This is a genomic window from Pseudomaricurvus sp. ABR4_320, assembly GCF_056159445.1.
In genome coordinates this window covers 1-14307 of sequence record NZ_JBSWVF010000002.1, presented here as the reverse complement: position 1 = coordinate 14307, position 14307 = coordinate 1, and the positions used below count along the sequence as shown (strand labels likewise).

The following is a 14307-nucleotide window of genomic DNA, read 5'->3' as shown; positions in this document are numbered from 1 at the left end:
GGTTCACTTTGTCACGATGAGTGACTTAAAAAGTACCGGCGCACATCATACGGGGCTTTTCAATTCAGGCAAAGTTTCGAGGGAGATTGCCGAGAACAGGCTCGATTACGTCATTGAGCCTCAATCGAGGACTGCGACACAGTCTTAGGAAACTTACGAGTGAAACATCACCCGCAAGCCGTTTTTCCAGTCAGATTCTTCAACGCGAGAAAGAGACCACCCCAGCCGCTCGCTGGCCAAGGTGACAAGATACAACCCTAATCCCTCATGGCTTGGAGGCCGTTCCGGCTTGCGCTCACTAATCCATTGGGTGACATTCTTCGGCAATCCCGCGCCCTGGTCCAGCACGTCGAGATAGGAAGGCAACAAGCGAATCAAGACCGGCCCATGAGTATGACGCAGGGCATTGCGAATCAAATTGCGAAACAAAAGTTTTGCCATTACCGCATCGGTATTGATGACAATATCGGGGCAGGATATTTCTGTTTTGATGCGTTGTGCTTGCGACGGGTCGAGAAAATCGGTTTCATCCATCAAGTCGAACAACAATTCATCCAAAGCGACGGACGCCCGGGAAGATTCAACGCGAGAGTGCCGATACAAGGTTAATAACGCCTGTACATTTTCATGCATTTCGCGCACCGCCAGGTCTGCCCTGGCCAAGGTTTTACGATCGGCGTCCCCCAGCTGGTTACGATTTTCAATAACCTGAATCGCACCCGATATTACAGCGATGGGCGTTTTTAGCTCGTGCCCGGCGAGACTGATCATGACACGTTCACGCTCGATAAATGCGGAGATCTCATCGATAAACACATTGAAAGCATCGGCGATTTCTTTTAGCTCAGCATCCTTATAGGCAATACGAATTGGCTCCAGTTGCGTTCCCGGAGAAGATTTTCGAATCTGCAACGTCAGATGTCTGAGAGGGCCAATAAGCTGTCGATTTGCAAAAACAGCCAGAAGAAAATTCAAAACCATGACGATGATACAGAGAACGGCCAGGGCTGTGCCAAAAAGGTTTTCCCGACTCTCGAAATCGGTCACATCTTCCGCAATATAGTAGGTACCTTCTTCCATATGGAAGGTCGCCAGATCAAACATCTTCCCTTGCCATTCAAATTCATCCGTGTTTCGCCGTATGCTTTCTTGAAAGATGTCAGGAAGCTCTTGAGATTGGGAATCTTTTGGACGAAAAAACACCGTAAAGCTGCTTGTTTGCCATAAGTTGGTCTCACGACGGCTATGATCTTGGCGGAGCAATTGCAGGTGATCTTTTGCTGCTCTTTTCATCACAACATCTTCCATGCTTTCGAAGACAAACCAGATACAGACAATAACAACAAACAGACTGATAATACTGTTAAGGAAGAATGTCCGAAATATCCGAAAACCGAGCGAGACCATCGTTAAACGCTCTCACTGCACGCATCAAACACATACCCTTTACCACGCAATGATTGAATCATACTGCGCCCGAAGTGGGCTTTAAGACTGCGCCGTAACGCGGAAATATGACTGCGCAACGTATGGGGGTCAACATCCTCGTCACCCCACACGGCTTCTATCAGAGTCGTATGACTGGCATAGTTGGGATAGGTCCGAATTAAAATTTCAAAAAGGCTCGCACCAATTCCAACCAACGCCAGACTACTGCCATTATCGGAACTGACTTTAAGAGTTCCTGGTGAATAACAGATATCGGCGACGCGCAGCTCTGAGGATGTCGCCTGCCTGCGACGGCCCAATGCCTGGATACGCAATTCAAGTTCTCGCATATTAAACGGCTTGGTCAAGTAGTCATCCGCGCCCTCACCAAAGCCGATTTCTTTGTCTTCCAGTGAATCTTTCGCCGTCAGCAGAATAATTGGCAAGCTACTGCACATATCCTTCCTTAGTCGACGGCAAATTTCAAAGCCGTTCATTCCTGGCAGCATGACATCGAGTACAACCACGTCATAGGTGTTGGTCACAGCCAAGTGTAAACCGGTTAGACCATCAGCGGCGAAATCCAACTGATACTTTTCTTCGCCGAGAAATTCAAACAGATTTTCCGCCAGTGCGATCTGATCCTCAACGATCAACACCCGGAGCTTTTGTTTACCAACGCCAAGACGCTCAACCATTTGGTTCGCCGCTTGACTCAGATAACAGTGACGACTTCACCAGATTTGTCTCGGCTGATGGCTTAGAGATATCAAACAGTTGATACCGCTTATTTTCATACAGAGCTTCGGAAAGTTTGGCCATACCCATAAAGACCTCGTTAACCTCGCGCTTGGGAACCACCACGTAACGCGGGCTTGGCGACTCGTCACTGATCATGGCGCTAAGCTGCTGTTGGTCGATCACGACGATGTTTCCCCGCGAATAAAAACGTGCGGAATACGGCGCTTTATCCAAATAGTAAAGCGCTACCGAGTTAGGCGAATTAAGATGTTCCACATAGTTTACCAGATTCTTTTCAGTCTTCTGACTGTCGCTCCAATTGGTAGTTAGCGCGACAACGCTAACGCCCAATACAGCAACAGGCAACACCATCGCCAGAACACCACCCCTCAAGGACCAGCGGTTTCCCATCGCTACCCAGGCAGGCGCCAGGAGCAATGCGAAGGCCGGTAAGGCTGGCTGTACATAGGTCCAGAGAATGTTGCTAGCGACGGAAAAAAAGATCAGCGGCCAGAGCATCCACATCATCAATAAACTTGGGACACTGACAAGAGAGTCAGCACAAAACCAGCGTGACCAAGGGCGCCCATCGCGACGCCATAAAACTCTTACCAGCAACACCAACCCCAAGATACTCCACGGGAAGAAGCCAACGATAGCCAGCAGCCAGATTTTACCTAACGGCTCCTGATGGCCATTGCCGTATAGATCTCCTGCCCAACCGGGATCCGTAAAGCGACGAATATGCTCACCAACAATGAAATAATCGAGAAATCCAGGCGTCTTGTGTTCTGCCAACAAATACCAGGGCACAGCCAACACAAGCGTTAAAAGAGAGCCTGTTACCCATGGAAAAACCTTAAATCTCTCGCGACCGCCAAATAGAATCCAGAAAAATGCCGGCATACCGATAAGCACTACGGCAATCGGGCCTTTGGCTAACAGCCCGATTGCGGCACCGAGAAACAAACCATAGCGCCACCAGCCAGCCCTCTCGCCCTCCATCCCCGTAATCAGTACGGAAACAAGTGACAGAGTCACAGCCAACGTCAGAAAGGGGTCGGTCAAGACCGCACCCGCTAAAACAAACCCTACCGCTGACGTCATGTAAATCAACGCTGCGTAGACGCCAACTTGGGGGCTGTATACCCGCCGCGCAGCCTCATAGATCAATCCCAGAATCGCCAGAGTGACCACCAGCGATGGCAAACGCACCGCCAGCTCATTGATACCAAACCATTGCATGGAAGCCGCCTGAGCCCAGAAAGACAAAGGCGGCTTTCCCCAAAAGGGCACCTGTTCAGCAAACCAAGGGGTAATCCAGTCGCCAGAGGTGGCCATCAAACGAGCGATTTCAGCGTATCTGGGCTCAGTGGTTTCAATTAAGGGCAGCGCTGCCATAGCGATTAGCCGAATGACGAGCACAGCCCCAACCAAGCCTAGAAACACCTTTATGGATGATTTAGTCATGGGCGGCCACCTCGCGGGATGCATCTGCCCAGCTGGGTGACTCTTCACTGCGACGACTCCCCAGGTGTCGCTGCACCAAATAGGTTGGCCGTTGCTTGGATTCGAGATAGGTTTTACCGACGTATTGCCCCAGAATGCCAATAGTCATCAACTGACAACCACCCAGAAAGGTAATCACCGCAATCAATGATGGGTAACCCTGCACCGGCTCCCCTAACAACATCGCCTTTAAGACGATCCAGACTCCGAACAGCCCACCCAAACAGGCTGACAGCGCACCGACGAAAGCAGACCAATGCAGAGGCGCAACGGAAAACGACGAAATACCTTCTAACGCCAACCTAAACAGACTGAGATAATCCCACTTGCTGGCACCGGCCGCACGAGGATCGCGATCGTACGGCAAAGTGCGCGTATTCATACCAATCCACGCAAAAAGGCCTTTCATGTAACGATTGCGCTCCGGCAGCGACTTGAGCGCGTCCACCGCGCGGCGGTTTAACAAACGAAAATCGCCGACATCTTTAGGGATCTGGCAATCACTCATTCGATTCAATAGACGATAGTAGCAATGGGCACTCATACGTTTAAAAAATGTCTCCCCCGCTCGAGTGCGCCTCTGCATCAACACGACATCAGCCCCACCTCGCCAGGCTGCCACCATATCCGGGATCAGCTCTGGAGGATCCTGTAAATCGGCATCAATGATCACCACCGCCGCACCTCTGGCGTGATCAATGCCGGCCGTCAACGCGGCCTCCTTACCAAAATTTCGCGTGAGCTGGATCAATTGAATTCGCCGCTGAAATCGAGCGACTTTTGCCAAAAACTCCGCCCCGCCATCAACACTTCCGTCGTCGATAAAGATCAGCTCATAAGGCAGGTTCAAGGTTTCACCCACCGCAGTTAGACGCTCCAACAACTGTGGCAACACCAGCGCTTCGTTATAAAACGGTACCACGATGGATAACACCGGATCACACAGCAAGCGCTGGGAATGGGAAAATGAAATGTGCTGATAATTCATGCAAACACCAGCCTGCGATAACCGGAATAATTGATCATAGTAAGTAACACGGTTGTTGAGAGTTGCGCCGCGACGACAGAGAGCCCCATCGTCGAATGAAGAACGAAGAAAAAAGCGCCGTTTAGTGCCCACCCCAGGGCGACCCAACCAACGTATCGGATGATTGCATCATGGTGACGACGCTGGGACCGAAAGGCCCAGTGGTACTGCAGAAGATAATTCAGCAATGCGCCGCTCAGCGAGCCGGCCAGGGTTGCCAACAGAGGACCTTCACCGACGGCAACCAATGCCGCCATAACAGCAAAATGCAGAAGGGTCGCCAAACCACCGGATAAAAGAAATGTGAAAATTCTATGGAGAGTTTGCAAAGGGGCTTTCTGAACGGGCTATTGAATAGCTGCAGAATAGCGAGGCTCCAATCAAATAAAGATCAAACAAACCTCAAAGAAACATCAAATGAGCAAGAAAGTTGTACTGGTGACACCGTGGTTTCTCAACCGTATCGGCTGGGGCGCGCCAATCTGGCGGCAATCACCACCAGATTAACAACGGGTAAAGAAGAAAAGTTATTCAGATGTGGTTGGATCGATCACACTCTTCACCTCTGCAATCGAATTTGCCGGGAAGCCTCCCATATCGGCGTGCTTGCGAACCGACTCTTCATCCGGGGCGATGTAAACGCAATAGATTTTGTTGTCTGTGACAAAACTTTGTACCCACTGCACCTGCGGCCCCAGGTCCCTCAGCACACCACAGGATTTTTGCGATATTCCTTGCAATTCGGCTTGTGTTAAATCACCAGCCCCAGGTATTTCTCGTTCGATGACATATTTTGGCATTTTTTATTCTCCGTCGTTACGTAAGGAACCACTTAATTTGCCTAATGGACCAAAGCACCGAAGGTAGAAGCACGACGCTTTGGTAACAACTAGCGTACGTATTTAACCGACGAAGACCAATGCTACCTTATGATGAAGATCTACCCCGTTGACACAGACAAATACAGAAAATGGCAAGTGCACACAGAAATCTACGTTACCCTTAGACCGCTAAGCATCATTCACTTCGAGAAAAGACGACCATTTTAGAGCAGAGAAACCTCATCGCCCTGAATCCATAATGCTTGACTGTTGGACAAGGTCCGCAGCTGCCGTTGTTGGTGATACTGCTGATATATCGCCTTGGTGACATCGGCAAACGGAAAATCACCAAAGTGAGGCAACGGAAAAAAGTCGACAACATTTAGGCCTTCGTATGAAGCCAAATTTGCAACTACGTCAGGATCATCCATGGTACGGATGTAATCAAGACAAGGCGCCAAGATAATGGAACCGGCAGATTCTCCGATATAGAGCTTCCCCTGTTGAATCTGAGAAAGTAACAAAGACCCAGCACCGCTAGTACTTAAAACATGCGAAAGAAAAAACGTGTTGCCGCCTGAGACATAAATCACATCGCAAGCCTCCAACCCCTCAGCAATTTCCTGCTGAGACAGGGAGGAGAGTTCCATAGTACAGACGTCGTACCCCAGTGAAATCAGTGATTGTTCGGCCTTATCAACATAAAAGGTGACTTCCTCCGTTAGGCTAGCGGTGGGAATAAACGCGACCCGTTTACCTGCTGCCGAAGAATCGACCACTTTGACAAAGATATCTGCAACCTGAGCGAACGCAGACGTTAGAAAGAGGCGTCTATCAACAACCGACATGAAAAGACCTTGTGAGTAGTAAAGTCAAACAAGGATTGCCTACAGCAACCCGTCCGACAAGGTTTACGGATTAAGACTAACAGCGGTTCTCAATCAACGCGTGTTCAGCTCTTTTTCTACCGCCGCGAGAATTCTGGTGCGATTGTCGGAGACAGGCGACTCAAACGCGAGCGCCTGGCGGGCCATTGCGAGTATTGATGCTCTCTGGGATTCGGACATGTCACTGATGGTCGGCGCCAGGATCAAACGAACCTCGCCCTCAACACTTCCAGCCTCTTTCAACAGATGGCGGGAGAAAGCAAACAACTCATTGGCTTTATGATCAGAAACTGAAAACTCTTTCCGAAAAAGATCGACAACATTCTGACGCAGATCTCGTGTGATATCGACCTCGTCAGTCGCCACCGCGACAACCAAGACGGCCGCAGCTTCCATGGGATTGCCCAAACGGTGCAGTGGTTTAGCACCAAGCTTTTTCGCCCAAGCGCGTCGCCTTAACCAATAAAAGGGATTAAATGCATTCAAGTCAACGCCAGAGTTTTGCAGGCGGTAAAGCGCGAACAGCAATCCAGCCAGTGCCGTGATCAAACCAATAATAATGTGCATTTTAACGTCCCTATTGTTACATCAGCGAACATCCTAGGTGTCCTCTACGTTGAATTAAGAGTGAAGTTGAAGTAGACGGACAAAAGAAAGGAGAACTGAGTATATAAAAAGAACGCGCAGTCGGCTCAGTCTCACGAACGAAACTGTGAACCCGTATCCATTTTTAGCGAGGGCATCTTCGTACGTTCACCGCCCCGGGTCATTGCCTAGGTCAATCGCAGCGGTGTTACCGGCTGGCCCGAGGGAGGATTTGAACTCTCGCAGGACTAATCTGGCCAAAGCGACCGGGTCAGCTCTGTGGCTGAAATGTCACGACAACCGGAAACATTCTGACCAGACCAGAGGGGCGTGAAATCATCGCGCCCCTGCGCCTCGGCCTTCGCTCGCAACAACGAAATTTCATTAGAGGCAAAAGGGAAGGGAGGTATCTGCCCCGCTTCGCTCACAAGTTCGTCCATAAGACGATTTACAATACCTCGGGCAGGCTTACCCGTTAATAGTCTCGTGACGGCAGTATGCTGCGCTCGCTCACTCTGTAAAGCCTGGCGGTGCAACGTAGACGTCCTCGCTTCGTGACAGAGCAGGTACGCTGTCCCCACCTGAACGGCTGAGGCCCCTAACATCAACGCAGCTTTCACACTTTGACTGTCTACTATTCCACCGGCAGCGATAACAGGTACGCCGACCTTAGCCGCGACCTGGGGCACCAACGCCAGGGTGCCCAATTGCTGAGAGAGGCGCTGCGCTAAAAACATGCCTCGGTGGCCGCCAGCTTCAAACCCTTGAGCGATAATGCCATCCACACCTCTCGCCTCCAGCCACAAAGCTTCTGCAAGTGTTGTCGCGGAGGACAATATCTTACTACCCCACCCCTTAACGCGATCCAGCAAATCCTGGTCAGGCAGCCCAAAGTGAAAGCTCACCACGGCAGGCCGGTAAGGCTCAATGACATCAGCCACATCATGATTAAATGGAACTCGGCTGGGGCGCGCGTCCATCTCGCCAAATTCCACACCCAGTTCCTTCGCAAAAGGCTGCAATTGACTCCGCCACTGCAACTGCGCCGACTCATCAAAATCGGGCACCTGATGACAGAAAAAATTGAGGTTGTATGGCCCACTCACAGAGGAATGAAGCCGCTGAATAGCCACCTGAACCTGTTCAACGGTCAGCATGCCGCAAGGTAAAGAGCCGAGCCCCCCACCCTCACAGACAGCAATGGCAAGCTCCGAATCTTGAACGCCCGCCATCGGCGCCTGAATTATCGAGCGCTTTATACCCAGAAAATCCGCAAGGTCACAATACTCAATTGGCATATCCATTCTCTCTCTTTCTAATCCCAATAATACAGGTACGAGCCCTCACGCTATCGAGACTATCGGTCTAGCGCCAAACGTACGCCCAACCCAACCAGCAAGGTGCCGGTGAATTTATTTAAATACGTGAGATATTGCGGTCTTTGACGGAGCTTATCGCTAATGGCTGAGGACGAGTACGCCAAGATAAATCCCCAAACAGTACTGGTTGCAACAAAGGTTAAACCTAACACGAAAAACCCGAGAAAATGAGACTGTGCACCCTCCGCAATAAACTGAGGTAGGAATGCCAGGAAAAACAGAGCAACTTTTGGATTAAGGGCATTGGTCAGCAACCCCTGTCGAAAGACGGCGAAGAAACCGCTTCTTTTGTAGGATGCCTCACCGTCAATCTGGACCGGCTTGCGAAACAACATTTTTAACCCAAGAAACATGAGGTAAGCCGCACCGAGTAACTTAAGCACAAAAAACGCAGTCGGTGATGCCACGATCAACGCTGACAAGCCGACCGCCGCCGCGATTGTATGACAGAGCGCACCACCGGAAATCCCCAGTGCAGAAGCCAACCCCACTCGACGGCCGTCCGCAAGGCTACGCCCGAGAATGTAAAACGTATCCGGGCCAGGCAACACGTTGAGCATGATGCTCGCAATGATAAACGCTTCAAAGTTCTGAATACCTAACATTGGGCCACCTTTAAGTTTCTCGAATAACCTGACATACGAATGGCTGGATGGTTTCTACCCTTATCGGGCGTTGCGAACCATAATGATATCTCTCTGCTCATCACTGCCGAGCATGAATACATGATCACCGGCTTCTTTAAAGCCATACTTCTGATAAAAAGCAATCGCCCTGGGGTTATCTTCCCAAACACCTAACCAAATCAGATCATTTTCCCGCAGCGCAAACTCAGCCAGGCAGGCTTCCATCAACTGCTGCGCGATGCCTTTTCCATGGTAGCGGTGATCGACATACAACCGCTGTAGTTCCCCGGGTGAAGCCGCAGCTTTACACGGACACGCCGTCCATCGCAACTGAATGTAGCCTGCAAGCTGACCCTCGACCTCTGCAACATAAATGACATAGTTGGGATCAGAGATCTCTTTCGTCTGTATCGACTCATGATAAGTTGATTGGCAATGATCCAGCATATCCTCAGGCGTGTTTACCTCAGAAAAAGTGTCACGGAATATTTTCTCTGCCAATACAGATAACGCCCGAGCATCAGATATCTGTGCTTTTCGTAGCCGAACCATATCTCCCCCATTTACCCTGTTATCGGAAATCGGCGCCGTCACGAATCGGCCCGCACTTCTTGCAGCCTGCTAGGGACGCTGTCGCTGCCGAATAATAAGCGTTTCACGACTATCGCCCAAGCGAATTTGAGTACCAGGGTAAAGGCGTATGACGCTATGATCACGGTGTTTAAAAGAAAAATCGAAACTGCCGTGAAAAATGACGCCACCCATCTCTACATTACTCACATCGCCGTCGATATACACATCTGCTGTGCAGATGTCACAGCCAGCAGCTGGGGCGTTTGCAATCTCCCAGAGCTTGCTGTCTGGTACCGTATAGACGTTCCCCTGCATGAGGGTTATTTCTTCAGAGAATGCGTATCCAGAGATCAACAGTAGAAAAAAAGAAATATATCTCATCACTGAACGCTAAGCCCCCCACAACGGATATAGAATAAATCTGACTCGCCACTCAGCGCCGAAAACCGGTAATTAAGCGGACTGCATAACTGAAATCATTTTTTGGAATCTTTGACAAAACAAAGGTACTCACGCTTCCAACAGAGCCACGTAACAACGAATTGCCTGTAGAGGAATGCAGCCAGACGAATCCACTGACATTAAGCACTACCGTCAACCAGAAAACCGCACGAAATGATCGCTTTTTTGTCTTATGGCGCAACTGCTGCTGCGCAATCATCGCACCAGGCCAACCACACATTAACGCCAATAAGTGCAGCTTATATTCCTGAACTCGCCAAGTTCCAGCAATGGCTGCACGCTTGTCTTTCGCGTAATAAACATAGCTAATAAGACTCAAAAGAAGAAAAGCGATTGCCACAATCAGAGGGGTAAATCCCAGAAAATAAGAAACCGCTAACAAAAAGAAAAAAAGTAGCGCAATAAAAATATGGATATTCATTCAATAATTAAACAGCGAAAACAGCCCGCTGAATGACACAACTCCTATTATCTGATTACCCCAAAAGGCACCTCCAAAAGGTGGTTATGGGTTGGTATCGGATCTATATCTGGCTGCTGATACGACTTTCTCGCCGAATCAGAATAAAGAAGCGACTCACTGTAATGAGTAAGCATTATCTTTGTATCTAACAGCAACGCATTGTCATCAATAAAAGCATCAAAGCCGGTTGAACGCTCTGACTTGACCATAAAATGATGAACCGCTAACAACCATGCACGGGTAAGGGTTTCATGATATTTCGAGCAATCTGCGCCAATATGTACCAATAAATTCAGAATACCTGACTTTAATCGTCTGTAGGCCGTATCGAAATCATGCACAACTAGAAGCGTGTAAGCCAAGCGCAAATGCTCCCGATGATGAAACTCTTCCGCACAAATGTCAGCCTTGATAAACGCCTGCAAATAGCGCGTATCCTCTATAGAACAGCAGTAATTCATCATTCTCGCTCCTCTGGCATTCCGTTCGACGCGAGTTAACACTCACACAACTGCCCAAACATTAATCCGTGAAGCTTCTGGGAATGTATCGATAGTGCCCGGTGATGGGGTAGGAGAAGAGCATATCATCCAGACTTGGCCCGGCACCAATATTATGCACTATCAAAGAGTTTCCACTCCGCTCGGCGCGGTGATCGGTAACAATACCGATATGCGGTAAATTGCCCGGAAGCATCCATGTCACAATATCCCCAGGACGATAATCCTGCGGCTTCTGAGTTACGGACAGTGAGTCACCGTTTCTTGCAAAGAAAGTTTGAAGATTGGGTACTCTGCGGTGATCAATGCTTTTATCGGTTGAGGTAAGGCCCCAGATTCGCTTCGAGGGGTAATCATCGAAATGTGCTGACATATCTTCGTGCACCTCAACCTGTAAATCGGTGCCAAGCGCCCGGTAAGACCGAACAACGACATCGGTGCAGACCCCCAGGTGAGCAGGCACATCACCACCAGGATAGCCCAAGTTAAAATAAGAACCGTCATAGGTGACGTTATGTTTCGTTCGATCAATGGCCGCATCGACCAGCGCCTGCTCAAAACTCCCCGCCCAACAGCTCGGGGAAAGCACAATAAGTAATCCCAGTATCCGACGAACCATTGCTTAGACAAGCCCCTCCATTTCAATGGTTTTTATAGAATCGATCGATGGTTTGTTAATCTCCGCCGCCGCCACAGCCTCCGCCGCCGCACCCACTTGAATCGCTGCCACCGTCGAAAAACCCACCGGAATTTGATGGCGCCCCCGTATCCCCGGAACACCCCGAGGCACAGGCGATATGCCCAGCACAGTAGCCAGTGCCATAGTTTGGAGAAGACTTATCCTTGCAATCCAGGGAATAGTTATAACCATCTTCTATTCCAAGTTCTGAATCAATCGCAAAAATCAGCGGCAAGCGGGAAGGCCTTGCGGGGTTAATATTCTCCTTCGCACATGCCAGTCTCCAGGCTCGTTTGATTCCATCCTGTGCTTTCGTCGGTGTGCGCATTGCCTCTGTCGGCGTGTGGTGCAGATATCGCCCCAAGCCTTTGCCACAAAACGCATGATAGGGTTTGGTGAACAGGATAAATTCGTGCCATGCAACGTCCACCGCTTGAGAAGGCATTGACACCATCTTTTGCCGAGCTTTGTTACAGATATAGAAATAGTCTTTTAACGCCGTAAGCACCTGCCCAATTTGAACATCCGTGAGATGCGGGTACTTCTCACCAACTTTCTTCCCAATTGCGGGATGAAACTTAAAGTCCTCGATAAACGCCAATTGAGCATCCTGTCGAATGCGACGAATACCATAGAACAACAGAATGGCCAGTGCTAAGAATACAATACCAATAAAGCCCACGGGGTTCCCTTCTCTCTAACTAAACACCAAATACCGTACGGCTTAATCTTCCTTTTTTGGTTCTACAAAGTCTGTGACAAAGTTCATTGAGAGCGATTGCAGCGATCTCTACGATGACTATTTGAGAGGTATCAGCCCCCTTCTTAGTCTGCCCAGCGCCAGCGGTGGCTGACCTTTAGCTGATGAGCATCCGCCAGTGATTGAATATCTTCAAGAGATCCTTCAATGCTGCCTTCTGTCCAATTATCCCATTCGAAGATCAATTTGGATGAGCCCTTTTTTAATACGACTCGTCCGTAATCTATCCATGCATCAAACCCCTCGTAAACGTAAGTTTGCCGCCAACCATCCAACACCAGCACCTCCATCAGGCTGTTGAATTGTTCGGTGGGGAGATCTTTGATAATGGCACGCCCAAGTAGCCTGAACTTCAGTTCAGAGAGCCCTCTAAGTAATCGAATGATCATAACGAAATAGAGAAATCAATTCGTAGACAGAGAAAACAACCCAATACGAGACTTAGTAAAGCGCACTTTGACACCAATATTAACAAAGCGACTTCAACGCAAGTTATTATTCAGCGCCTTTCTGATGACAACAAGGCGCACAACAAATTAGAAGTTGCTAATTTTAACAAATGCTGGCGTTAATTCCGTATCCTTACGACTAAACCCCTGATCGCCCAACCCGAATCTCTGATGGACTTCAAATGCCATAGAGATGGCAGCCTTCAAGTCTTCGATACGTGTATCAACCACCTCGCCACGCATGACGATATCATTGGAAAGCCAATTCTTCAGTTCAAGATGGAAACAACTACCCTCCCAGAAAAAAAGATAGTTGATTTTCGATGAGGTAAAAGAACATGTGATGCCAGGTACGAGGAACAAATAGCTGTCCGCATCGTGATCAACCGCCCATTTGTGGCGGTTTTTCATTTTAGGAAAGTGCGCGACAACACCTTTGATGACCGGCCAAGAACGTCCCTTGAAATCCCTCTCTATTTTATTCAAATCCTTTTCTTTGATGGTTTCGAGGCTATACATCAAACTCCGCTCCTCACAACCCAAAGGCGATATCTTCCTAATAATGCCTTTAAGGTTACGCTTTGTTTCTTTTAAAAATCCTGCCAATAAGACCGCCCAGGGCAACAACAATAATAACACCGAACTTTTTAAGAAAGATCAGAGCAGCGGCTAATATACCGGTTTTGGCAATAATCTTACCGGTCACCAGCGCGCCTAAACCATAGGCTGCGACCTTGTCGACACTGGGATCGAAGTTCTCGTAACGAGAGCCCTGCTGGAACTCTGCCATGGCGAGCACATTATCCAGTTGAGTATCGATCAGTGCTTTTTGATCCATTCCCGCGATAAAGTTCAACACCAAGACACCCTTACGCCCCAAAATACGGATGTTGTAATTCAGGGTGTTCAGATCGCTTTCTCCAAATTTGAGCTCCTTCGCCCAATACATCTTATGCGTTTGCTTATCGTAATGAGGCTCTTCTGCCCACCCAACCAGTTCAATAGGCCCGTAGCCCAATTGAACTCTTTCCTGACTCGATAACGCCGTATCTTCCTTCATTTGAGCCAGTAGGTCTGAATAATTAATATGATCGGCATCCTCATCTGAAACATAACCATCTTCTTCATACTCGATGGTCACACCCCAAGACTCGTCATCAAAGGGCGTCACTTCTGCCGGAAAAAGCATGCCCAGCGTCTCTGAGCCCGCGCCGGGAGGGTTACCCCAGACGTCAACGAGAACGGTTTCTGAATCCGCAGGAGACAGGTAATAAAAGCTTTCGGGAACAACCAGCTTTGCTACGCCGCCTTGCAGATCAATTTCACCGGTTTTACGATCGAGCGAATCCCAGAGACGCTGCATAGCCGCAACATACTGTTCCTCTTCGGGTGACAATGAGGCTTCGTCTTGAGCCTCA

19 protein-coding genes are annotated in these 14307 nt (G+C 49.2%); all 19 read right to left on the bottom strand.

Annotated features, from left to right (window positions below):
- Nucleotides 1-153: 153 nt before the first annotated feature.
- Nucleotides 154-1293, bottom strand: a complete 1140-nt coding sequence (locus ACXAFR_RS03340) for a sensor histidine kinase (RefSeq protein ID WP_475173905.1) — start codon at nt 1291-1293, stop codon at nt 154-156.
- A gap of 116 nt (nt 1294-1409) precedes the next feature.
- Nucleotides 1410-2126: a response regulator transcription factor gene (locus tag ACXAFR_RS03335; protein ID WP_475171930.1), complete on the bottom strand. Its 717-nt coding sequence runs from the start codon at nt 2124-2126 to the stop codon at nt 1410-1412.
- Nucleotides 2119-3639 carry an ArnT family glycosyltransferase gene (locus ACXAFR_RS03330; protein ID WP_475171928.1) on the bottom strand — a complete coding sequence of 507 codons (1521 nt, stop codon included), beginning with the start codon at nt 3637-3639 and terminating at the stop codon, nt 2119-2121. Before ACXAFR_RS03330 ends, ACXAFR_RS03335 begins: the two co-directional genes overlap by 8 nt.
- Complete coding sequence (locus tag ACXAFR_RS03325) at nt 3632-4666, bottom strand: glycosyltransferase family 2 protein (protein WP_475171926.1); 1035 nt, start codon at nt 4664-4666, stop codon at nt 3632-3634. The genes ACXAFR_RS03330 and ACXAFR_RS03325 overlap by 8 nt, the downstream gene beginning before the upstream one ends.
- Nucleotides 4663-5034: a GtrA family protein gene (locus ACXAFR_RS03320; protein WP_475171925.1), complete on the bottom strand. Its 372-nt coding sequence runs from the start codon at nt 5032-5034 to the stop codon at nt 4663-4665. The genes ACXAFR_RS03325 and ACXAFR_RS03320 overlap by 4 nt, the downstream gene beginning before the upstream one ends.
- A 198-nt stretch (nt 5035-5232) precedes the next feature.
- The gene (locus ACXAFR_RS03315) at nt 5233-5505 is read right to left on the bottom strand and encodes a DUF4242 domain-containing protein (RefSeq protein WP_475171923.1); all 273 of its coding nucleotides are present in this window, start codon (nt 5503-5505) and stop codon (nt 5233-5235) included.
- A 245-nt stretch (nt 5506-5750) separates the two neighbouring features.
- Nucleotides 5751-6374 carry a Type 1 glutamine amidotransferase-like domain-containing protein gene (locus ACXAFR_RS03310; protein ID WP_475171920.1) on the bottom strand — a complete coding sequence of 208 codons (624 nt, stop codon included), beginning with the start codon at nt 6372-6374 and terminating at the stop codon, nt 5751-5753.
- 93 nt (nt 6375-6467) lie between these two features.
- Entirely contained in the window at nt 6468-6980 is a 513-nt protein-coding gene (locus tag ACXAFR_RS03305; protein ID WP_475171918.1) for a hypothetical protein, read from the bottom strand.
- Between the two features lie 266 nt (nt 6981-7246).
- The gene (locus ACXAFR_RS03300; protein WP_475171915.1) at nt 7247-8302 is read right to left on the bottom strand and encodes an NAD(P)H-dependent flavin oxidoreductase; all 1056 of its coding nucleotides are present in this window, start codon (nt 8300-8302) and stop codon (nt 7247-7249) included.
- A 53-nt stretch (nt 8303-8355) separates the two neighbouring features.
- A complete protein-coding gene (locus ACXAFR_RS03295; RefSeq protein ID WP_475171913.1) occupies nt 8356-8982 on the bottom strand; it encodes a LysE family translocator in 627 nt (208 codons plus the stop codon).
- Nucleotides 8983-9042: 60 nt separating this feature from the next.
- Nucleotides 9043-9555 carry an N-acetyltransferase family protein gene (locus tag ACXAFR_RS03290; protein WP_475171911.1) on the bottom strand — a complete coding sequence of 171 codons (513 nt, stop codon included), beginning with the start codon at nt 9553-9555 and terminating at the stop codon, nt 9043-9045.
- Nucleotides 9556-9624: 69 nt separating this feature from the next.
- Nucleotides 9625-9957 carry a hypothetical protein gene (locus tag ACXAFR_RS03285; RefSeq protein ID WP_475171910.1) on the bottom strand — a complete coding sequence of 111 codons (333 nt, stop codon included), beginning with the start codon at nt 9955-9957 and terminating at the stop codon, nt 9625-9627.
- Between the two features lie 52 nt (nt 9958-10009).
- Nucleotides 10010-10459, bottom strand: coding sequence for a DUF1294 domain-containing protein (locus tag ACXAFR_RS03280; protein ID WP_475171909.1), 450 nt, complete (start codon nt 10457-10459; stop codon nt 10010-10012).
- Nucleotides 10460-10506: 47 nt separating this feature from the next.
- On the bottom strand, nt 10507-10965 hold the full coding sequence (locus ACXAFR_RS03275; protein ID WP_475171908.1) for a hypothetical protein: 459 nt from the start codon (nt 10963-10965) through the stop codon (nt 10507-10509).
- A gap of 58 nt (nt 10966-11023) precedes the next feature.
- A complete protein-coding gene (locus tag ACXAFR_RS03270) occupies nt 11024-11620 on the bottom strand; it encodes a DUF1287 domain-containing protein (protein WP_475171905.1) in 597 nt (198 codons plus the stop codon).
- A 55-nt stretch (nt 11621-11675) separates the two neighbouring features.
- Nucleotides 11676-12362, bottom strand: coding sequence for a glycine-rich domain-containing protein (locus ACXAFR_RS03265; RefSeq protein ID WP_475171903.1), 687 nt, complete (start codon nt 12360-12362; stop codon nt 11676-11678).
- A gap of 143 nt (nt 12363-12505) precedes the next feature.
- On the bottom strand, nt 12506-12829 hold the full coding sequence (locus ACXAFR_RS03260) for a hypothetical protein (protein WP_475171900.1): 324 nt from the start codon (nt 12827-12829) through the stop codon (nt 12506-12508).
- Nucleotides 12830-12976: 147 nt separating this feature from the next.
- On the bottom strand, nt 12977-13495 hold the full coding sequence (locus tag ACXAFR_RS03255) for a hypothetical protein (protein WP_475171899.1): 519 nt from the start codon (nt 13493-13495) through the stop codon (nt 12977-12979).
- Nucleotides 13464-14307, bottom strand: an 844-nt coding sequence (locus tag ACXAFR_RS03250; RefSeq protein ID WP_475171897.1) for a DUF2167 domain-containing protein, incomplete at its 5' end; no start/stop codon positions are given. The genes ACXAFR_RS03255 and ACXAFR_RS03250, both read right to left, overlap by 32 nt.